General features: G+C 43.7%; 15 protein-coding genes and 2 pseudogenes. 10 read left to right on the forward strand and 7 right to left on the reverse strand.

The features are described from left to right. Window positions 1-108 precede the first annotated feature (108 nt). Window positions 109-1,408: pseudogene (locus F6J99_RS22845) on the reverse strand (transposase). Between the two features lie 217 nt (window positions 1,409-1,625). On the opposite strand from F6J99_RS22845, the gene F6J99_RS22850 reads away from it, so the two are divergent. Further along, window positions 1,626-2,171: a putative sulfate exporter family transporter gene (locus tag F6J99_RS22850; protein WP_293115594.1), complete on the forward strand. Its 546-nt coding sequence runs from the start codon at window positions 1,626-1,628 to the stop codon at window positions 2,169-2,171. A 32-nt stretch (window positions 2,172-2,203) separates the two neighbouring features. Continuing rightward, window positions 2,204-2,356: a hypothetical protein gene (locus F6J99_RS22855; protein ID WP_293115596.1), complete on the forward strand. Its 153-nt coding sequence runs from the start codon at window positions 2,204-2,206 to the stop codon at window positions 2,354-2,356. 59 nt (window positions 2,357-2,415) lie between these two features. Here F6J99_RS22855 and F6J99_RS22860 read toward each other — a convergent pair. The 5 genes and pseudogenes from F6J99_RS22860 to tsaB form a co-directional block, all read right to left on the reverse strand. Continuing rightward, window positions 2,416-2,613: pseudogene (locus F6J99_RS22860) on the reverse strand (Uma2 family endonuclease); the annotation flags it as partial. A 165-nt stretch (window positions 2,614-2,778) separates the two neighbouring features. Then, on the reverse strand, window positions 2,779-3,249 hold the full coding sequence (locus F6J99_RS22865; RefSeq protein WP_365973944.1) for a Uma2 family endonuclease: 471 nt from the start codon (window positions 3,247-3,249) through the stop codon (window positions 2,779-2,781). 335 nt (window positions 3,250-3,584) lie between these two features. Then, window positions 3,585-4,577, reverse strand: coding sequence for an endo-1,4-beta-xylanase (locus F6J99_RS22870; RefSeq protein ID WP_293115598.1), 993 nt, complete (start codon window positions 4,575-4,577; stop codon window positions 3,585-3,587). A gap of 3 nt (window positions 4,578-4,580) precedes the next feature. Beyond that, complete coding sequence (dprA, locus tag F6J99_RS22875; RefSeq protein WP_293115600.1) at window positions 4,581-5,717, reverse strand: DNA-processing protein DprA; 1,137 nt, start codon at window positions 5,715-5,717, stop codon at window positions 4,581-4,583. A 131-nt stretch (window positions 5,718-5,848) separates the two neighbouring features. Continuing rightward, window positions 5,849-6,595 (reverse strand): tRNA (adenosine(37)-N6)-threonylcarbamoyltransferase complex dimerization subunit type 1 TsaB, encoded by a 747-nt coding sequence (gene tsaB / locus F6J99_RS22880; protein WP_293115615.1) that lies wholly within the window; start codon window positions 6,593-6,595, stop codon window positions 5,849-5,851. Between the two features lie 68 nt (window positions 6,596-6,663). On the opposite strand from tsaB, the gene F6J99_RS22885 reads away from it, so the two are divergent. The 7 genes from F6J99_RS22885 (at window position 6,664) to F6J99_RS22915 (ending at window position 19,206) form a co-directional block, all read left to right on the forward strand. Beyond that, on the forward strand, window positions 6,664-7,941 hold the full coding sequence (locus F6J99_RS22885; RefSeq protein WP_293115601.1) for a valine--pyruvate transaminase: 1,278 nt from the start codon (window positions 6,664-6,666) through the stop codon (window positions 7,939-7,941). A gap of 92 nt (window positions 7,942-8,033) precedes the next feature. Beyond that, window positions 8,034-9,779, forward strand: coding sequence for a histidine kinase dimerization/phosphoacceptor domain -containing protein (locus F6J99_RS22890; protein ID WP_293115602.1), 1,746 nt, complete (start codon window positions 8,034-8,036; stop codon window positions 9,777-9,779). Between the two features lie 12 nt (window positions 9,780-9,791). Then, window positions 9,792-10,898 carry an ATP-binding protein gene (locus F6J99_RS22895; protein WP_293115603.1) on the forward strand — a complete coding sequence of 369 codons (1,107 nt, stop codon included), beginning with the start codon at window positions 9,792-9,794 and terminating at the stop codon, window positions 10,896-10,898. Window positions 10,899-11,192: 294 nt separating this feature from the next. Beyond that, the gene (locus F6J99_RS22900; RefSeq protein ID WP_293115605.1) at window positions 11,193-12,728 is read left to right on the forward strand and encodes a ferredoxin--nitrite reductase; all 1,536 of its coding nucleotides are present in this window, start codon (window positions 11,193-11,195) and stop codon (window positions 12,726-12,728) included. Window positions 12,729-12,879: 151 nt separating this feature from the next. Then, the gene (locus tag F6J99_RS22905; protein WP_293115607.1) at window positions 12,880-14,256 is read left to right on the forward strand and encodes a CmpA/NrtA family ABC transporter substrate-binding protein; all 1,377 of its coding nucleotides are present in this window, start codon (window positions 12,880-12,882) and stop codon (window positions 14,254-14,256) included. Between the two features lie 740 nt (window positions 14,257-14,996). Beyond that, the gene (locus tag F6J99_RS22910; RefSeq protein WP_293115609.1) at window positions 14,997-16,517 is read left to right on the forward strand and encodes an MFS transporter; all 1,521 of its coding nucleotides are present in this window, start codon (window positions 14,997-14,999) and stop codon (window positions 16,515-16,517) included. A 436-nt stretch (window positions 16,518-16,953) separates the two neighbouring features. Beyond that, entirely contained in the window at window positions 16,954-19,206 is a 2,253-nt protein-coding gene (locus tag F6J99_RS22915) for a nitrate reductase (protein WP_293115617.1), read from the forward strand. A gap of 33 nt (window positions 19,207-19,239) precedes the next feature. On the opposite strand, the gene F6J99_RS22920 is transcribed toward F6J99_RS22915, so the two are convergent. After that, complete coding sequence (locus F6J99_RS22920; protein WP_293115611.1) at window positions 19,240-19,455, reverse strand: hypothetical protein; 216 nt, start codon at window positions 19,453-19,455, stop codon at window positions 19,240-19,242. A gap of 253 nt (window positions 19,456-19,708) precedes the next feature. On the opposite strand from F6J99_RS22920, the gene F6J99_RS22925 reads away from it, so the two are divergent. Beyond that, entirely contained in the window at window positions 19,709-20,350 is a 642-nt protein-coding gene (locus F6J99_RS22925) for a DUF429 domain-containing protein (protein ID WP_293115613.1), read from the forward strand. The last annotated feature ends 2 nt before the right edge of the window (window positions 20,351-20,352 follow it).

Below are 20,352 nucleotides of genomic sequence, written 5' to 3' on the forward strand. Positions count from 1 at the left end.
CCACGCTTCGCGAACGGCTTTGTTTATCATTACATATATTATAGCATTCCATACATACCCTGTGCAAAATTCATCCCACACCTATGCTACGCATTAGGTGTGGGGCTTCTAATGCCTGCCAGCTAAAGCGTTCGGATCAAGGATCCAGGTTCCGGTGTGCCCCACCGTACCCAAGGCTCTTTTTAAAATGTTGATCGCGGCATTGTGTTCGCGTAGCGTCGGCTTCGCCGAATCGCGGTCTAATTCACAACCACACTCACAGACATGGGTTCTGGTTGATAGAGATTTCTTGACAACTTCACCACAATTTGAGCAATTTTGACTTGTGTAAGCAGGATTAACAGCTACTGTCTGCTTGCCAAACTTTTGCCCAAAATACTCTAGCCACTTCCTGAATTGATACCAACCTGCATCATTAATAGACTTTGCGAGACAATGATTTTTTACTAAGTTCTTGACCCTCAAGTCTTGCCTTACGGCACGCTACGCGAACGTAAGCGACCACATCGTTAGAGTGGATTACGCAACGCGCCGGAAACGAAACCTTAGAATAAAGAAGCCTTAATAACAAAGATTTAACCCTTCTATGCATAGCCGACTAACCATAAAGGCTTCTTTATTCTTACGGTAACTTCGTTCCCAGTCTCTTGGCATGTTCTTCACGCTGCCTACTTATTTTGAGGTGTACTATACCTAGTCTATTAATGGCTTTTTTCCGATTGGATGAGCCTTTCTTTTTGCGAGAAACTCGACGTTGATAAAATTTCAACCGCTTCTCGCTTTTTCTGTAAAATCTAGGGTTAGGTTCGGTATTTCCCTTCGAGTCTGTATAGAATTCCTTCAGCCCCACATCCAAGCCAATATTGGTATGAGATGGATCCAAAGCTTCTTCTATATTGACTTTCACGCAGAATTGAACATAATAACCGTCTGCGCGGCGAACCAACCTAACTCGCTTGATTAGTTTTTGGTCGTAACGCCACAATTCCCAAGTCCCTTTAAGTTTTAGTTTCCCTATCCCCTTTTTATCAATGAAAGAGATTGACTTAGTATTGGGGGAAAGCTTCCAGCCAGATGTTTTATATTCGAGTGATCTGGAAAACTTTTTAAACTTTGGGTAACCTTTCTTTCCAGGGACTTGTTTTTTGCAGTTGCTATAAAATCTAGAGATTGAATTATAGGCTCGCTCCACAGACGCTTGACAGGCATGAGAGTTCAAATCTTTAACAAAAGGAAACTCAGCCCTGAGCCATGTGTTATGGCGATAAAGGTCTTTCTGTCCTACACCTTTATTGTCCATCCAATAGCGGAGACATTTGTTGCGTACAAACTGACCCGTCCTGATCGCATCATCAATGGCGGCGTACTGAGTTTTATTCCCTTTTGCTTTGAACTCTAAGACGATCATCTTGACGTGGAACAACTCTACGTAACATTATAGATAAAAAAAAATGAGACTGTCAAGAAAGCCGTCCTTTGAAGTCACCGTAAGAATAGTGGAGCCTTATTTAATAAGTTTTAACCCTTTTTATCATAGCCATTCCCCTATGGCTCCACTATTCTAAGGTTTCTATCCAGCGAAGGACGGGGCTTGAGACCCAAAATTTTCGGTCAAGGCTGTGGGTATGAATGAATTAGTCAGTGGGGCATGGCTGGGGGGAACCATTGATTCTACTGGCGCAGTTGTCGCTGCTGGTGAAACAGTAGGGGAAATCGCTGGTCAAGCTGCTGCTTTAGTAAAGATGATTCAAAATATGCTGATCGGCGTGATAGCTTTTGCGATCGCTTTATTTTGGGTCTTTTGTGTAGAGCGCGAGCCAAATGCTCCTAAACCACAAATGAGGGAATTATGGGTACGTTTGCCCAAGTTTATCTTAGGTTTTATAGCTGCTTCTCTGTTAGTTTCCTTTGTTTTTATTCCCTTGATGGGAATGGATACAGTTAAAGGGATTCTTAGTCAAACCAAGACCTATCGCGGCTGGCTATTTTGTATCGCATTTTTGTCCATTGGTCTAGACTCGAACTTTCGGGATTTAGGGACACAACTTCAGGGTGGTAAACCCATGATTCTTTACTTGGTAGGACAGAGTTTTAACATTGTGCTTACTTTGGCTATAGCGTGGCTAATGTTAAGCGGAATTATTTTTCCTATACCGGAGTTAGCACAGTGATAAACACTATCCGAAAATCCCTAATCTTTTTGATGAGTATTTGCGCACTTCCCCTACTACTGTGGTTATTGAATAGCTTGATAGTAGATGGTTATTTGGGGTCGAGCGTACAGGAAATATACGAAAACGAGAGTGATGCCTCAGGAATTTTCTGGACAGATGTAGAGATACTATCTCAAGATTAACCTAGTCAACTATAGCAGTTATAAATTGGGTTGGTAACTGCTATATATAGCCTAATATATCATAGAATTTCTGATAAATCTAACGTAAATCCAGATAAAACATCTTCTCCTGATAAGGTTTTTGGAGATTGGATAATTTCTACATCTTGATTGGGACGATAGATTTCCACAACCTTATTTTGGGGATCAATTAACCATCCTAATCTAGCGCCATTTTCCATATACTCTCTTACTTTAGCTTGCACCATTTTCAGCGATGCAGCGCGGTCTTGGGGAGGCAGTGCGGTCTTGGGGGTCTCCCCCATGAGCAACTGCCGTGGTTTCCCCCACTCGCTATTGCATCAAGACAGGGAATCACTCGGAGAACGCAATTCCAAAGGTGCGACCCGTGGCGAATTTAATTCTTAATGCGGAAAGCGCACCTAAACAAAATCAGGACATAAAGGAACAAATTTATCCTGTTGTTCTGGTGTTAACTCTTCCCAACGCTCTCGTTTAATCCAAGACGCATCAGGAGAACGATTTGCTCCATTAGGCAGTTTAAATCCTGTATTAGAGTCAAATGCAACACCAAGTTTCATTTGACTGCTCCACAATTCTAGTTGAGTCGATAGTTTAATATTTCGTCTACCTGTATTTCCTCCCGTAGGTGACATGATGATTAAATATCCTTCAGAAGTGCGCTCAAATCTTAAATCCCTGTTATCTTGACAAAGCTGGAAAAATTGTTCGTCACTTAAATTAATAGTTAATTCGAGGGTATCAGGTAAATATACCATGTTAATTACCTCTAAAATATTTTTCTGAAATAAAAAGTATAATTTAAACAATACCGTAGGGAACAGGGAACAGGGAACAGGGAACAGGGAACAGGGAATTAAAAAGCTTGTCAACTAATTTTAAACTAAAGTTTTTAGCAATTATTACTCTGATTTTATTACCCCTACTCCCTAAACCCCAAAACTTTTTACTTCACCCAATTTATAAATGCTATATAAATTAGCAAGTTTTACTGTTTACGTTTTATATCATGTCGGGATAATTACCCTGTCTTGATGCAGTCGCTCATGGGGGAAACCCCCAAGACCGCGCTGCATCGCTTAATAAAAGTTTCCCCCATCTCCCCATCTCCCCATCTCCCCATCTCCCCATCTCCCCATCTCCCCATCTCCCCATCTCCCCACACTCTTCTTAATTATGGGTATTCAACCAGACTTGATATTACTTTTTAACTATCAATTTTTAAAACTTCAACCATCGCGTGATAAGCAGCTTTAGGACGATAGGATTCATCGAAAGGTAGAGGAGAATCTGGTTTACCAAAGAAATCCGGAATCCAGGAATGATGATCGGCAAATTCCCAAGTTAAGAAGGCTGTACAATTGGGAGCCTCTAAACAAACTTGCAGGATATCTCGATATACCTGTGTCTGAGCAGCCACCCGTTCTTCTTGTGTGCCGCTACCATCATGGATTTTTACATCCATCTCGGTAACCTGAACCTGCAATCCCAACTCACCCAGACGCTTCATGTTTGCTGCTATGTCTTCTGGCTTGGGAGGATTTTGAATACTAACGTGCATCTGAAAGCCAATGCCGTGAATTGGGACATCCCTTTGCCGCAATTCTTTGACCATGGCATAAATCGCATCTGACTTTGCCCCAAGTCCTTCTCCAGCGTAGTCGTTATAAAACAAGGGAACTGTGGGGTCAGCTTCATGAGCCCAGCGAAATGCCAACTCAACGTATTCTGGTCCAATCCCGAGCGACCAAATTGTATCTCGTTTCCTTTGTCCTGCTGAGTTTTGGTCTGCCACCGCTTCATTGACCACATCCCAAGCTGCTAATTGTCCCCGATAGTGACCAACAACAGTATGAATATGTTGTCGCAGGATATGGATTAACTCTTCCTGTGTCCATTGTCCGTGGGTTAGCCACCAAGGCACACTATGATGCCAAACCAGATTATGACCGCGCACCTGCATCTGATTGGCTTTCGCAATAGCTACAAAGTTATCAGCAGCTTCAAAATTATACTGATGGCGTTGGGGCTGTAGCGCCTCAAACTTCATGATATAAGTTGGTGTGACAATGTTATATTCACGCATCAACACCTCTCGATAACTAGGATCGTCCCGCAACGGTTCCATCGAAACTCCCGTTCCAATCGCCAATTTGCGCTTTTGTGCCAAGGAACGTAAATTACTGTTATTTGTATTCATGCTTCATATTCCAGTGATTAATCTTCGATATCGCATCCCTGGTGACTGAGACACTAATCCCATTAGTTCCAACTGTAACAAGGCACTGGATACTGAGCCTGCTTCTAAAGCTGCTTGCTGGACAATGATATCGAATGGGGTTGGTTCAAATGCGATCGCATCCAACACTTTTGCCAATCCTGGCTCTAAGGTCGGTACAGGTAAAGCGGGTAAAGGTTGTTCTAGAGCCGAGTGGGGGTCAAGTTCTGGAATAGCTCCGAGCATTTCCAACAAGTGACCTTCACTTAAAATTACATGGGCACCCCGATTTAACAGTCCCAAACAACCAATAGAATTGGGATTATCTAAGGAACCTGGTAGTGCATAGACATCCCGACAGAACTCATTGGCGAGCCTAGCAGTAATTAGCGCTCCGGACTTGTTAGGCGCTTCCATCACTAAAACTGCACGGCTTAAACCAGCAATAATCCGATTGCGTTGGGGAAAGTTGGAACGTGCGGGTTTCGTACTGGCTGGATACTCGCTGATTACCAATCCCTGCTCTTGAATTTGTTTGTAAAGATAACTATTGCTCAAGGGATATACCACATCAAGACCAGTTCCCAAAACTGCTATTGTCCTACCACCCGCTTCCAGACAGCCGCGATGGGCTTGTGTATCAATTCCCACTGCCATACCGGACACCACTGTAAAACCATGCTTAGCAAGGGTAGCACTGATTTTGCGAGTCCAACGTTTACCGTATTCGGTGGGATTGCGGGTACCCACAATACCGACTATCGGCTTGCTACCGTAATTTTCTTGTAGATCAACTAGTCCGCTATAGTATAGCGTTGCGGGAGGACTAGGAATTTCCTGTAACAAGCGGGGATACTCCCCATCCGCTGGTGTCCAAAAACAAGGATTTTTGACCAAGTGTTGCTCGAGTAGCTGTTCCGGATTAGTTTGGCCACGCATTTTCACTACTCTTTCGATCAGCCGCACCCCGAACCCCTCAACTGCTCCTAACTCTGAAGCTGACGCTTGCCAAGCTTCTGCTAGAGTTCCAAACTGTTGGTGTAGCCGTTGGAGCAATATTGATCCGATACCGGGAACTTCGGACCATGCTAGCCAGTATGCACGTTCTTCTTCCTTGGTCAATCGCTTCGCTCCAATTATAAATTATCAATTTATATTTCAAAAATACCCCATAATTTTAATTATAAATTTTCCAAAAAAATCTAATTTTCTTAATTCTTAATTCTTAATTCTTAATTCTTAATTCTTAATTCTTAAACTGGATGCTGCCCATAAAACGGTAGTACTTCTGACCAGTTGGGGCGCTTTCCCTGTTGCCAATCGAGATAAGCAAGTTCCAAGACACCCCTAGCATAACTCCCCAAATGTGCTGGAGCCTCTAGCACTCGTAATGGTGTTTCTAAGGTACCCAAAAATTGTTTCCATTGATCTGAAGTCATGACAGCATCTGGTAATATCTTCCTCAGCCCCAAACCAGCTATTGATGGCTGATAGATGGAGGTATACAGCTGACCTCGTTGGGCAGGCATTTGAATAGCAATGTCAGTGCTTAGTTCTGAGTATTGAGTGCTAATTGCTGATTGCTGTTCCCGTAGCTTGCGCGTAGCCCATGTGCTTGCTCGTGATCCCAAGTTGTCTTGATACATAGCTCCCTGTTCCCCCTCTTTCCCCTCTTTCTCTAACCACGCGATCGCTGCCAGTGTAGAAATGCCAAACAGAGGAATATCTAACTGTTGTGCTAGGGTACGAGCAGTAACTATACCGATACGGGTACTCGTAAAGCTACCCGGTCCGATAGCTACCGCAATGAATTCTAAGTTTTCCCAACTTTCGGAATTCAGAAATTCAGTCAAGTGCTGATGCAATTGACCAGACAACTCTCGCCCTAAGTCCCAAGTTTGGCAGCGGGTATCCCTGGCAAAGTTACTGATCACTAGCCCCAATTGAGGACTAGTGGTGTGAAGGGCAAGAGCATATTTGTTTGGTTCGAGAATCGGCATTTTGGTATGATTTTCGGTTGGAGAAGTTTTAATCAAGTACCCTCAAAGCCAAAAGGTTATCACTATCGATGGATCCTACCCTGACTCAAATTGGGACTCAGATGTCCAAACTGACTGGTGTCCGAGCGATTATGAAAGATATTATCGAAACGCTACGAGCTGGTCAGGGAAAAGATTGGATTAATCTCAGTGCAGGGAATCCAGTGATTTTGCCGGAAGTCGAGCAACTTTGGCGGGATTGCACGGCACAACTGTTAGCTAGCCCAGAATATGGTGAGGTGATTTGCCGCTACGGGTCATCTCAAGGATATCAGCCTCTGATCGATGCGATCGCAAAGGATTTCAATCAACGCTACGGTCTTTCCCTAAGCGATCGCCATATCCTGATTACTCCCGGTTCTCAATCCATTTACTTTTTCGCCGCTAACGCTTTTGGTGGCTACACCAGCAACGGCCAGCTCAAACAAGTTGTCTTGCCCCTTTCTCCAGAATACACTGGCTATGGAGGAGTAAGCTTGACTCCAGAAGCAGTATATGCTTACAAACCTACTCTGGAAATTAACCACGAGCAACACCGTTTTAAGTATCGCCCTGATTTCAGCCAATTGAAGATTAGCCAAGAGACTGGCTGTGTAATTGTTTCCCGTCCCTGTAATCCCACTGGCAATGTCCTCACCGATGAAGAGGTAATCAAAATTGCCGAAATGGCTGCACCCTTCAATGTGCCAGTGTTGATTGACGCAGCTTATGCTCCACCTTTTCCAGCACTGAACTTTACCGAAATGACACCAGTCTTTAGAGACAATATCATCCACTGTCTGAGTTTATCAAAAGCTGGACTACCAGGGGAACGGGTTGGTGTAGCAATTGGAAATCCGGAGCTAATTAGCATTTTAGAATCCTTCCAGACCAATCTTTGTATTCATTCGGCTCGCTATGGACAAGCTATTGCCGCAAAAGCGATCGCATCTGGAGCGCTCCCCGAGATTGCCACTAATGTAATTCGTCCCCACTACCAGCAAAAGTTTGTGACCCTTGAACTTACATTAGACAAATTCATGCCCAAAGACTTGCCTTGGTTCTTGCATCGGGGTGAAGGAGCTATCTTTGCTTGGTTGTGGTTACAGGATTTGCCAATTACTGACTGGGAACTCTATCAACAGTTGAAGCAGGTGGGTGTGATTGTCGTGCCTGGGAGTACATTTTTCCCCGGCTTACGAGAAGACTGGTCTCACCAGCAACAGTGTATTCGCATCAGCCTTACCGCTAGTGAAGAAGAAATTGAAATCGCCATGCAGCGTTTGGCAACATTGGTCGAGGAAGTCTATCGGATAGCGTCAGGTTAGTGTTTCGGTTGCAGATGTTGTGATAATCTAACAGCGTTCCATAGTACTTGTTACAGAGTAATTATTCAATAATATTAACAATATATTAACACATGGAACAGCAGCAGCTAGCACAAGTGTTGGAAACTGGCGATATAGGGGAGTTGCTAGGCATTATTAACCAGCCTAACTTGCTCACAACCCTTGACTCTACACAGATGTGTAGGATTATCAAGGGACTTGGGCAAGTAGTAGAACAACAAACTGCTCAGTTAACTCAGGTCAATCAGCAACTACAACCAGAAATTACTAAGCGTAAGCAGGCTCAGGAGAAATGGCCCCAGGGTAATCAGCAACTGGAATACCAATTTCAACAACAGACAACAGAATTGTCCAAAGCTAATCATCAGCTGCGACAAGCAAAAGAGCAACTAGAGGCAGTTTTGGATGCTGTACCCGGACCAGTGTCTTGGATTAGTGCTGATGGTCGATATCTTGGGGTTAACCGACATCTGGCTCAGAGCCTGCAATTACCTCCAGAGACTTTTGTCGGTCAAGAGTTGGGCTTTCTGCACAGCAGCCCTCAGTTTGTTGGTTTTATGGGTCAGTTTCTCGCCTGTGGGGAATCAGCAGCTTCCCAGGTGGTTGAGCTGAAAGTGAAAAATTCTTCGAAATATTATCTAATTGCTGCTCAGAAGTACCAGCAAGGTGCTGCAGCCGTGTGTGTAGGGATTGATATCACCCAGCATAAACAGGCAGAATTAGCTCTACAACAGCTCAACCAGGAACTAGAACTGAGAGTCGAACAACGGACTGCTGATCTACGGAAAGTCAATGAACAACTTCGCAAAAGTGAGGAACAATTTCGCCTGATTTTTGAACTCTCTCCCATGGGAATGGCAATTACCAGCACTGATGATTCCGTGCTACAGGTTAATCAAGCCTTTTGTGACACGGTTGGTTACACAGCCGACGAACTGGGGCAGAAAAAGGTTACAGATATTATTTATCCCGATGATTTGACAATTAACCTTACCCCGAATAAAGAGTTGTGGCCAGGAAGAACATCCCACTTTCAGATGGAAAATCGCTTACTGTCGAAAGATGCTAGAGTAATCCATGTTTTGACCAAGAAAGCAGTTTTAGTCAGGGATGCTCAAGATAAGCCCCGAAAATTTCTGTATCAAATAGTAGATATCACCGAACGCAAGCAAGCAGAAAATCAAGTCAGAGCCTCTCTAACCGAAAAAGAGGTTTTGCTCAAAGAAATTCATCACCGGGTTAAAAATAACCTGCAAATTATTTCTAGCCTACTCCGACTACAGTCGAGGAAAGTTGAAGATCCACAAGCATTAAGTTTGTTCAAAGATTCCCAGCATCGGGTTCAATCTATGGCTCTGATTCACCAGCAGCTGTATCAATCCCCAAATTTAGCTCAGATTAATTTCGGAAAATACATTCAAACCTTAACCAATAACTTGTTTCGTTCCTACGGCATTAACCGACAGACAATCGGCCTCAATATTGAAGTTACCACAGCTCCCTTAACCATTGATATAGCTATTCCCTGTGGGCTAATCATCAATGAATTGGTATCTAATTCACTCAAATATGCCTTTCCTGAACATCAATACGGTAAGATTGAAATTAGTCTAAGTTCAGATCAACATGATCAGCTCATCCTCACGGTAAGTGATAATGGTATTGGTTTACCAGACAATTTAGACTTTCAATCTACTAAATCCCTTGGTTTGAGTATTGTTCGTAACTTGACTGCACAACTGGGGGGTAACATCATCCTTGACTGTAGCCAAGGCACTAGATTAAAAATAAACTTTCCCCATTCACTGGATCTCTAGGGCAAGTCGAGCATGACCAAGAAAAAAATCCTAGTTGTTGAAGATGAAACCCTTGTGGCTATGGATATCACGAATAGCCTCAAACTCCTAGGGTACATGGTTCCTGCTGTGGCTGTATCTGGAGAAGAAGCAGTTAGAAAAGCTGAGCAAATCCAACCGGATTTAATCCTGATGGATATTCGTTTGAAAGGGGAAATAGATGGAGTGACTGCTGCCAGGCTGATTAGGACAAAATGCAATATCCCAGTAGTCTATTTGACTGCCTATAGCGATGATCTCACCCTAGAAAGAGCTAAGATAACCCAACCCTTTGGTTACCTCCTGAAACCATTTGAGGAAGAAGAACTGCGAGTTACCATTGAAATTGCCCTCTCTCGCTTCCAAGCAGAAGCAAAAATCCGTCAAGCACTGGTAAGAGAACAGGAACTTAGAGAACAAAAATCTAGCTTTGTCTCTATTGTTTCCCACGAATGTCGTACACCTCTGAGTAAAGTTCTTCTAGCTACTGAATTGTTAGAACGCTATAGCAAACATTTGGTCAAGGATAAACATCGCAAGTATTTTGAACAAATTAAAGGCTCTATCCAAGATATGAAACAACTCTTGGATGAAGTTCTATTTATTGAAAAAGCAGAAGGAAATAAGCTAACTTTTAAGCCAACTCCAATTAACCTAGTAGAATTCTGCTCTGATTTGATAGAGCAGATGCAGTTGGCTACTGGGGGGAGCCATAGGATTATTTTTAATCCTCAAAGTAATATTAATGATGCCTATATGGATCCCCAACTCCTCCGATATATTTTCAATAACTTGCTATCCAATGGGATTAAGTATTCTCCTGAAGGGGCAACCGTAGAGTTTGAGTTAACCGTGGAAGGTAACTGGGCAATTTTTAAAATTAGAGACTCGGGAATTGGTATTCCAAAACAAGAGATTTCCCAGCTGTTTGAACCTTTCCAGCGAGCTAGCAATGTTGGGGATATTCCTGGTACAGGTCTAGGATTATCGATTGTTAACAAGAGTGTAGAGCAGCACCGTGGTCAAATTTTGGTAGATAGCCAGGTTGGTGTAGGGACTTTGTTTACGGTTAGACTACCCCTGTCTAGTCACTGGGAGTAATATCAAGTTCGGTTGAATACCCATCATCAAGACGATTGATGGGGAGATGGGGCGCGGGGCCTGGGCGCGGGGAGATTTTGATTCAGGAGGAAGCCACCAGACATTTGAGATCACGGCATAATGCAATTTATGCATTTAAATTATGTATTTTTTTCAGCAAAAGACGTATTTAGTAACAAAATATACAAAATATTAGCATTACTTTAAATTAATTTATCGACATCAAGAGTAGTGACATCAGAGGCTCTGGACAAAACTTCTGGCAATTGAGCAAAAGGCAACGAGGGAACAGCTATGACCAGCGCAGCTAAGCCAGCCGCAAAACTAAACAAATTTGAGAAATTCAAGGCAGAGAAAGATGGTCTTGCCATTAAAGAACAAATAGAAGAGTTTGCTAGAATTGGCTGGGAAGCAATAGAGCCAGATGACCTACAGCATCGGCTGAAGTGGATGGGTGTCTTTTATCGACCTGTTACTCCAGGCAAGTTCATGCTACGGATGCGGACACCCAACGGGATTCTCAACAGCACTCAGATGCAGGTACTAGCTGAGATAGTCCAGCGCTATGGTGAAGATGGTAGTGCTGATATTACGACCCGCCAAAATATCCAGTTGCGAGGTATCCGCATTGAAGACATGCCTGATATTTTCCGCAGGTTCGAGCAAGTTGGCTTAACTAGCGTCCAATCCGGTATGGACAATGTTCGGAATATTACTGGTTCTCCTATGGCGGGAATAGATCGCGATGAATTAATTGACACTAGGGATCTTGTCCAAAAAGTACAGGACATGATCACTAATAACAGCCAAGGGAATTATGAGTTTACTAACTTGCCCCGTAAATTCAATATTGCTATTGAAGGGGGTCGGGATAACTCAGTCCATGCTGAAATTAATGATATTGCCTTCGTGCCTGCCTACAAAGATGGACAACTAGGCTTGAATGTACTCGTAGGTGGCTTTTTCTCGGCCAAGCGTTGTGAAGCTGCTGTTCCCCTCAATGCTTGGGTACTGCCTAATGATGATGTAGTTGACTTGTGTCGTGCTATTCTGGAAGTTTATCGCGACGAAGGCTCGCGGGCGAATCGGCAAAAATCCCGGATGATGTGGTTGATTGATGAGTGGGGGATTGACAAGTTCCGGGAGGAAGTCAGTAAGCAGTTTGGTAGAGAACTCCCTACGGCTGCTCCTAAGGATGAAATAGATTGGGAAAAACGAGACCATATTGGTGTCTTTGCCCAAAAGCAAGCAGGTCTGAATTATGTGGGTTTACACGTCCCGGTTGGTAGGCTGTATGCTGATCAGATGTTTGATCTCGCACGGATGGCTGAGGCTTATGGCAGTAGCGAAATCCGCCTCACGGTTGAGCAGAATGTGATTATTCCGAATATTCCAGATGCTAATCTCGACGCTTTCTTAGCTGAACCCCTCTTACAGAAATTTACCCTTGAGCCCAAACCCCTAGAACGGCTTCTAGTATCTTGCACAGGAGCCCAGTTCTGCAATTTTGCTCTGATTGAAACCAAAAATCGTGCCTTGGCAATAGTTCGGGAACTGGAAGAAAAGTTAGACATACCAAACCCGGTGCGGATTCATTGGACAGGTTGTCCCAACTCTTGTGGTCAACCCCAAGTGGCTGATATTGGTTTGATGGGAACTAAGGTGCGTAAAGACGGTAAGTCTGTTGAAGGAGTCAATATTTACATGGGTGGCAAAGTTGGCAAAGATGCTAAACTGGGCGAGTGTGTGCTCAAAAGTGTGGCTTGTGATGACTTACCAGAGGTCTTGGGCAATATACTGATCGAGAATTTTGGAGCAAAATCCCACTAGGTTAGTGCTTAGTCGGAGAGTCATCACTAACCAGTAGAAGACCTCATAGTTAATAACTAATCACTGTTGTCAAGGGTTAATGGTTAATGCTTAGGTAATGGTTGAAACTTAGTTTTCCATTTTCCATTGTCCAATAATCCTAAACGACAATATGGAGCGCCGCCAGTTTCTCAAATACATCGGGTATGCCACAGTAGGATGTGGCTTTAGTGCCTGTAGCTCAAATAATCTATTCGATTTCCCAAAACGCGATCGCTCCTCTGATCCAACTCAACGACCTCCGGCTAACTTTGGTAAGTTAGAGAAAACTAACCTTACCATTGGCTTTGTTCCTGTAACTGACTGTGCTCCTTTAATCATTGCCAAAGAACAGGGCTTTTTTCAGCGTTATGGTCTGAATGTGGGTCTTAAGAAATATCCTGACTGGTCAGCGGTTCACAAAGACTTACTATCATGGGGTATAGATGCCTGCGTTGCCTTGTTTGGATTGCCAATGCTCACCAATTTTGGTTCAGCCAAGGCACCAGTGATATCTCTAATGATGCTCAATCGCAATGGTGCTGGCATCACCTTTTCCAAAAAAGCTTGGCAAGGTGCTATTCGTCCTTCAACGGAGTACTATAATTTCCCAGATTTTGCCAACTCCTACAGGAAATACATTAGACGATTAACCGAGCCCCTCAAAGTAGGGATAGACTTGACCAACTCCATGGCAAACTATACCCTTCTCTACTGGCTATCAGCTATGGAGATTAATCCTGAGAAAAAGATTAAGCTAATCGAGTTTCCACCATCTCAAATGGTATACAAACTCCAAGCTGGGATAGTAGATGGCTACTGTTTAGATGAACCCTGGAACCAAAGAGCAGTTGTAGACCAGGCTGGATTTACGGTTTATGTCAGTCGGGATATTTGGAAAGGTCATCCAGGAAAAATACTAGCAACCATGGGACCTTGGGCAGAAAAACACCCCAAAACCGCCCGAGCCTTAGTAGCGGCTATTTTGGAAGCTTGTCAGTATTGTGACCAACTAGAAAATCGCCAGTCAATTGCTCAGATCATATCTAGGAGCAAATACATCGACACTAAGGTAAATTATATAGAAGGTTCTTTACTGGGCAACTATAATTATGGTGGCTTTGACCAGAAAGACCGATTTGAAGCAATCCCTGATTTTAATTTATTTCATTTCCAAGATACAGACTATCTCAAAAAGCCGAATCATGCTAATTATCCTTGGCGCTCCCATGGTGTTTGGCTGCTAACCCAAATGATTCGCTGGCGTCATATTAACCGACGTCAATATCCCAAGGATGCTGATAAAATTATCGACCGGATTTATCCAGTGAAAATTTATGAAGAGGTTGCCAAGGCCTTGAAAATCGATTTACCTAGTCAGCGTATGAGGGTTGAACCTGCTGATGTGTTTGTCGATCAAAGAGCATTTGATCCTAGTCAGCCAGTTAATTACCTCAATGGTTTCGATATCCGAGCTGATCGTTCTCAGCTGTTTGCTGCTGTCAATTAAGCCTTCAGCTATTAGCTATCAGTCCACTAAGCTCCAAGCATCGCCCAACTAACAAAGCCCAAGTAGCAAAGCCGACAAAAAGAAGTAGACCTAGAGACTTTATTGATTCAAAGTCTCTAACCTTCTTATAGACCCAAAGGTGGCATGAGATTAGCTGATTCAGAATGCCATACAGCTAAAAGCAATAAAAAGCAATAATTAGCCTTCAGCTGCTTCACTAATCCGCCTTGCTTAACTCAGGAATAATCTTAAGTATAGTTCGGTCAGTGGTCAGTAGTCAATTACTCATTACCCATGATCCTCAATTCATACCAGAATTGGCCAACACGCTAATGGACGTTGTCTTGATGTAACTATTGAATAATAAATATGCGTTTAATTCAAAAGAATAAACAAGTTGTAACAAATCATACGAAATTTATGTTTCAGGGGTGTCAATATTAGTACCTGAACAATAGTATTAAGTTAACTTCAGAAAAGTAGTATCTATGGGCGAATACTTTAGCAATCAATTCCGAAAGAATTACCCTAAACCAATAAGCTATAGTATTCAAACTAATAGGTAACTTTAATCAGTCAGCAAGTTGATGGCAACAGATCAGCTGGATTGTTTATAAAGGGATTCTTTGGAGTAGTTTTTCGAGGATACTAAATCAACCCAAACGTTCAGCTGTTATGAGTAATGCTGTTGGTGCGTGAATCTTCTGTTTTCGTAGTTTGAGTAGAGGAAAGGTATATAGATGCTCGCAGAAATGTGGTCGTTTCGTGGTAGGTATAAAATCCTCCACATGACCTGGTTTGCTTTCTTCCTGTCGTTTGTAGTCTGGTTCAACTTAGCGCCCTTAGCAACACAGGTGAAATCAGACTTCGGTCTTGAAGTAGGTCAAATCCGAACCATCGCAATTTGTAACGTTGCCCTGACAGTGCCTGCCCGTATCATCATCGGGATGCTGTTAGATAAATACGGACCAAGAATCACCTACTCCCTGTTGCTGATGTATGCAGCAATACCTTGTATTGCCTTTGCCTCGGCACAGAACTTTAGCCAACTGGTGATTAGCCGCTTGGCACTGAGTATCGTAGGTGCAGGTTTTGTGATTGGCATCCGGATGACGGCAGAATGGTTCCCTCCCAAAGAAATTGGTTTAGCCGAAGGTATTTACGGGGGCTGGGGTAACTTTGGTTCTGCAGCAGCAGCCTTTACCCTACCTACCATTGCCGCATTTTTAGCCTTTGGCAGTCCAGGTCTTAACTGGCGCTTTTCCATTGCTGGTACTGGGATTATCGCTGCTCTCTATGGTATCCTCTATTATTTTAACGTCCAAGATACTCCCCCAGGCAAAGTTTATCAGAAGCCCAAAAGCGCCAGAGGAATGGAAGTCACCACCAAAAAAGACTTCTGGTTTCTAATGCTGATGAATGCTCCTCTCTCCATCATTCTTGGTGTCCTAGCTTGGCGCTTGAATAAAGTGGGCTTTTTCGAGCAAAATGTTCTCTACATCGTCTGGGCTGGTCTACTTGGGTTGTATCTGTTCCAAGCTTACAACTGCTGGGTGGTGAACAAAGATTTGTTAGCAGGTCGTAAGCGCTATCCTCCTGAAGACCGCTTCAATTTTTCTCAAGTTGCCATTCTAGAGTTGACCTACATTGTTAACTTTGGTTCTGAATTAGCTGTAGTTTCTATGCTCCCTGCCTTCTTTGAAGGTACCTTCGGACTGAGTAAACAAGCAGCGGGGATGATTGCTGCTAGCTACGCCTTCATGAACTTGATGTCCCGTCCTGGTGGCGGTTTAATCTCTGATAAACTGGGTAGCCGCAAGATGACCATGGCAGTCCTAACATTCTGTATGGGTATTGGCTATCTGATTTTCAGTACGGTGAACGGAGGCTGGTGGCTCCCTGGTGCAGTACTGCTGACCATGGCTTGTTCCTTCTTTGTCCAAGCTGGAGAAGGCTCTACCTTTGCCATCGTACCTCTGGTTAAGCGACGGATCACCGGTCAGGTGGCTGGTAACGTGGGTGCTTACGGAAACGTTGGTGCTGTTGCTTACCTGACTATCTTTAGTTTATTGCCAGCAGGAGATGTGGGTAACCGCATATTCTTCCAGGTGTTGGGTGTTACAGCTTTGGTTGTTGCCTTCCTGTGCTTCCTAGTATTGAAAGAACCTAAGGGTTCCTTTGCTGAACTCCATGAAGGGGAAGAAGAATACGCTACTGCTGCTAGCCCTGCTGCTATGGGAACTGGAGACGTGATGAACTAGTTACTTGGTGGGTCTAGTTGAAAGCAATCTACACTAGATGGCTGAAAAATATCTAGATAGAAATGGGGCAATCTTAATCAAGATTGCCCCAAAATATACGGAATAATCGCTTCTAAAACAAGAAAAAAAATCCTCACCATTTAGTGATCAGCTTTTCAAGACTGAGCAAGATTTGGAATTAACGAAAACTTGGTAAAAAGATTCTGCAAGGATAGGATTTATAGTCGAAAAGCCTCAAGATGTTAACTAATTTAGCTAACTAACTACTAACTAGTTGATTAACTAATTTATGATTAAGTTTAGCTAAACGTTTGTTATAAATACCTGATAGTTGATATAAGAATTACTAATTATAAATTAATTGAAAAAATATTTAATCTAGTCACAAGATATACTAAAAATACTAAAAAAAAAAAAATAATTGGGGGAAAAAATCATGACTGACTCAGCTAAGACACTCTGTCCCTACTGTGGGGTTGGCTGTGGTCTGGAAGTATTACCTCCAGCTGGTTCGGGTCGTGCTACCTATCGAGATAGTCAAGGGAATCCGATTTGGAAAGTCAGAGGCGATCGCTCTCATCCCTCAAGCCAGGGTATGGTTTGTATCAAAGGTGCCACGGTTACTGAGTCTTTGGATAAAGACCGCCTCAAGTATCCCATGATGCGGGATTCTCTAGACCAACCATTTCAGCGAGTGAGTTGGGATGAAGCCCTAGACCGAGTAGTGAATCGGATTCAGACGGTTCGTTTCACCCAAGGACCAGAGGCAATTTGTATGTACGGTTCCGGTCAGTTCCAAACCGAAGACTACTATATTGCCCAGAAATTGCTCAAAGGTTGTCTCGGTACCAATAACTTTGATGCTAATTCGCGCCTGTGTATGTCCTCAGCTGTAGCTGGATACATCCAAAGTTTTGGTTCAGATGGACCTCCGTGCTGCTATGACGATCTAGAATTAACAGACTGTGCCTTTTTGATTGGGACTAATACAGCAGACTGTCACCCCATAGTATTTAACCGTTTGCGTAAGTATCACAAAAAGCATCGTCATGTTAAAATGATTGTGGTAGACCCTCGCCGCACGTCTACCGCTAAGCTGGCTGACTTACATCTAGCGATTAAACCGGGTACTGACATTGATTTACTCAATGGTATTGCTCACTTACTATTGCGCTGGGGTAAACTGGACACGGAATTTATTGAGGAGTGTACCAGCGACTTCTCCGCATACGCTCAGATAATTATCAACTACCCACCGGAAATAGTTGCGGAAAGATGTGGTATAGCGGTGCATGAACTTGAGGAAGCCGCTCGCTACTGGGCAAAATCGAAGCGTGTCCTGTCTTTGTGGTCCATGGGAGTCAACCAATCATCAGAAGGTACTGCTAAAGTTCGCACCATCATCAATCTGCACCTGATGACAGGGAACATTGGTAAACCAGGAGCAGGACCATTTTCTCTAACTGGTCAACCTAATGCGATGGGAGGACGAGAAGCTGGGGGACTTGCTCACATCTTACCGGGTTATCGGGTAGTAAAGAATCCCCAACATCGTAGTGAGGTGGAACAGTTATGGAAACTCAATCCAGGGACAATTTCTCCTAATCCTGGTCTTGATGCTTGGAGCATGATCAAAGGTCTAGAAACTGGAGAGGTAGGTTTCTTGTGGATTGCTGCTACTAACCCAGCTGTGAGTATGCCGGATATTGAACGAACTAAGGCAGCCCTAAGAAAATCCTCCTTTACTGTCTATCAAGATGCCTACTACCCTACTGAAACCGCTGCTTATGCTCATGTCTTGCTCCCAGCAGCCCAGTGGAGTGAAAAGACTGGCGCTATGACTAACTCTGAGCGACTTGTCAACCTTTGCCCCCAATTCCGTAATCCACCAGGGGAAGCCAGACCGGATTGGGAAATCTTTGCAGAAGTAGGGCGTCGCCTAGGCTTTACTAAAGAATTTGACTTTACTGACTCTGCCGCTGTATATCGGGAATTTGTACAACTGACCCGTGGACGACTTTGTGACATGACCGGACTTAGTCACGAACGCTTACGGAAAGACGGTCCGATTCAATGGCCCTGCCCTGAGGAAGTCCAAAACCAAGAGTCACTGAGCACTGAGAAATCAGGACTTAATACTGGCAAACGGCTTTATACTGACTTCCGATTCAATACGCCAGATAGCAAGGCAAAATTTGCCGCTTTCCATTCTAAAGGACTGGCAGAACCCCCGTCGGAGGATTACCCTTTGGTGCTGACCAGTGGCAGACTCTATGGTCATTGGCACACCCAAACCCGCACCGGACGGATTGAGAAAATTACCAAAATGTACCCCAATCCGTTACTAGAAATTCATCCCCGTGATGCCCAAAAGCTGGGGATTCAAGATGGGGGTTGGGTAGAAGTGCGATCGCGTCGCGGAACTTGCCGCTTCCAAGCTCAAGTCACTAAAGCTATTACTCCTGGTACAGTGTTTGCTCCCATGCACTGGGGAGCTTTGTGGGCAAATCAGGCAGAAGCTAATGCTCTGACCCATCCCGAATCTTGTCCCATTTCCCTGGAACCAGAATTAAAAGCCTGTGCTGTCAACTTGGTGCCCATCAGTGAAACTGAGAGTATGCGATCGCAAAATCCCAACCAAGAGCCATTAGGAACACCGATTTTACAAAAGCTCAAAGTGTTTAGTTGATTTTTAAAAGTTAAAAGTTTAAACCTTTCCTTCTTAATTGCGCTCGCCGAGAGTTTCCCAAACACCTGCCTCACCAAGGGTGATTGGAGTCTGGGTTTGTGTCTGGGCAAAATTGGAAATAGACATAAACGGCACTAAGCCCATCACAAAGGAGCACAAAACAATCAGGATAGTCATCCTGACCGGATGCTGCCACTGTTTAGTTACAACATGAGACTGGGTTGTGCTGCTAAGCTCTTGCATGCTCATGACTAAAACCTCAGAATAGATGTGTACGAATATAGGGATAGTTCACTGTTGTCTTTGAGGATGCAGTGCATTGTTCCTATTCATGCCAAGTTGCAGGGACAGTCGGCAACTTGGTATTTTTTTATGCACTAAAATCCTTTACATTTTGAATCATACAAAAATTTTGGGAAAAAGTAGCTAGATTTACCAAATAAAACACAAAAAGTAACATTAGTTACTGAATTTAATTAATTTTTGTGAAATACAGTAAGTTATGAGGTTTTTAGGCATAGACCTTGGCTGGACTTCTGGAGCAACTGGTCTTTGTTGCTTAGATTGGTGTGCTGGTACCCTAAACCTGCTAGATTTAGACCGCAAAGAGTCAATCACAGATATCCTGAACTGGATAGACCATTGGTCACCATCTCCAGAACCCGCCATGGTAGCAGTAGACGCTCCTACCCTGATTCCCAACCCTACAGGAATGCGCCTACCGGATAGACTGACCCATAAATACTTTGGTCGCTATCATGCTGGGTGCTATCCCGCCAACCTCCAACGCCCCTTTGCCCAGCGCACCGTAGAATTTGGTCTGAGCCTAGAACAAAGGCAATTTATCCATGCCCCAACCATCACTCCCCAAAAACTAGGGCGCTATCAAATCGAAGTCTTTCCCCATCCCGCCATAGTCCAGCTATTCAACCTCAATCGCATCCTCAAATACAAAAAAGGGAAACTAAGGGAAAGACATGCTGAACTAATCAAACTTCGGCAATATATTCTCGATACCCTACCCACCCTCACCCCTGCTCTCAACTCCCTCTCATCCTCGCCCCTTACTTCAAGTCTTTGCAGTTCATTTCTGCCCACATCCCCACTACAGGTAAAGCTCTCAAAGCCGCTGAAGACCAGCTAGAT

Origin of the sequence: Moorena sp. SIO4G3, assembly GCF_010692305.1 — a bacterium.
Taxonomy (GTDB): domain Bacteria; phylum Cyanobacteriota; class Cyanobacteriia; order Cyanobacteriales; family Coleofasciculaceae; genus Moorena; species Moorena producens_A.

Excerpts from the sequence above, each read along its gene's own strand:
- F6J99_RS22850 (WP_293115594.1), top strand. The coding sequence starts at position 1,626 with ATGAATGAATTAGTCAGTGGGGCATGGCTGGGGGGAACCATTGATTCT.
- F6J99_RS22855 (WP_293115596.1), top strand. The coding sequence starts at position 2,204 with ATGAGTATTTGCGCACTTCCCCTACTACTGTGGTTATTGAATAGCTTG.
- F6J99_RS22870 (WP_293115598.1), bottom strand. The coding sequence starts at position 4,577 with ATGAATACAAATAACAGTAATTTACGTTCCTTGGCACAAAAGCGCAAA.
- tsaB (WP_293115615.1), bottom strand. The coding sequence starts at position 6,595 with ATGCCGATTCTCGAACCAAACAAATATGCTCTTGCCCTTCACACCACT.
- F6J99_RS22885 (WP_293115601.1), top strand. The coding sequence starts at position 6,664 with ATGGATCCTACCCTGACTCAAATTGGGACTCAGATGTCCAAACTGACT.
- F6J99_RS22890 (WP_293115602.1), top strand. The coding sequence starts at position 8,034 with ATGGAACAGCAGCAGCTAGCACAAGTGTTGGAAACTGGCGATATAGGG.
- F6J99_RS22895 (WP_293115603.1), top strand. The coding sequence starts at position 9,792 with ATGACCAAGAAAAAAATCCTAGTTGTTGAAGATGAAACCCTTGTGGCT.
- F6J99_RS22900 (WP_293115605.1), top strand. The coding sequence starts at position 11,193 with ATGACCAGCGCAGCTAAGCCAGCCGCAAAACTAAACAAATTTGAGAAA.
- F6J99_RS22905 (WP_293115607.1), top strand. The coding sequence starts at position 12,880 with ATGGAGCGCCGCCAGTTTCTCAAATACATCGGGTATGCCACAGTAGGA.
- F6J99_RS22910 (WP_293115609.1), top strand. The coding sequence starts at position 14,997 with ATGCTCGCAGAAATGTGGTCGTTTCGTGGTAGGTATAAAATCCTCCAC.
- F6J99_RS22915 (WP_293115617.1), top strand. The coding sequence starts at position 16,954 with ATGACTGACTCAGCTAAGACACTCTGTCCCTACTGTGGGGTTGGCTGT.
- F6J99_RS22920 (WP_293115611.1), bottom strand. The coding sequence starts at position 19,455 with ATGAGCATGCAAGAGCTTAGCAGCACAACCCAGTCTCATGTTGTAACT.
- F6J99_RS22925 (WP_293115613.1), top strand. The coding sequence starts at position 19,709 with ATGAGGTTTTTAGGCATAGACCTTGGCTGGACTTCTGGAGCAACTGGT.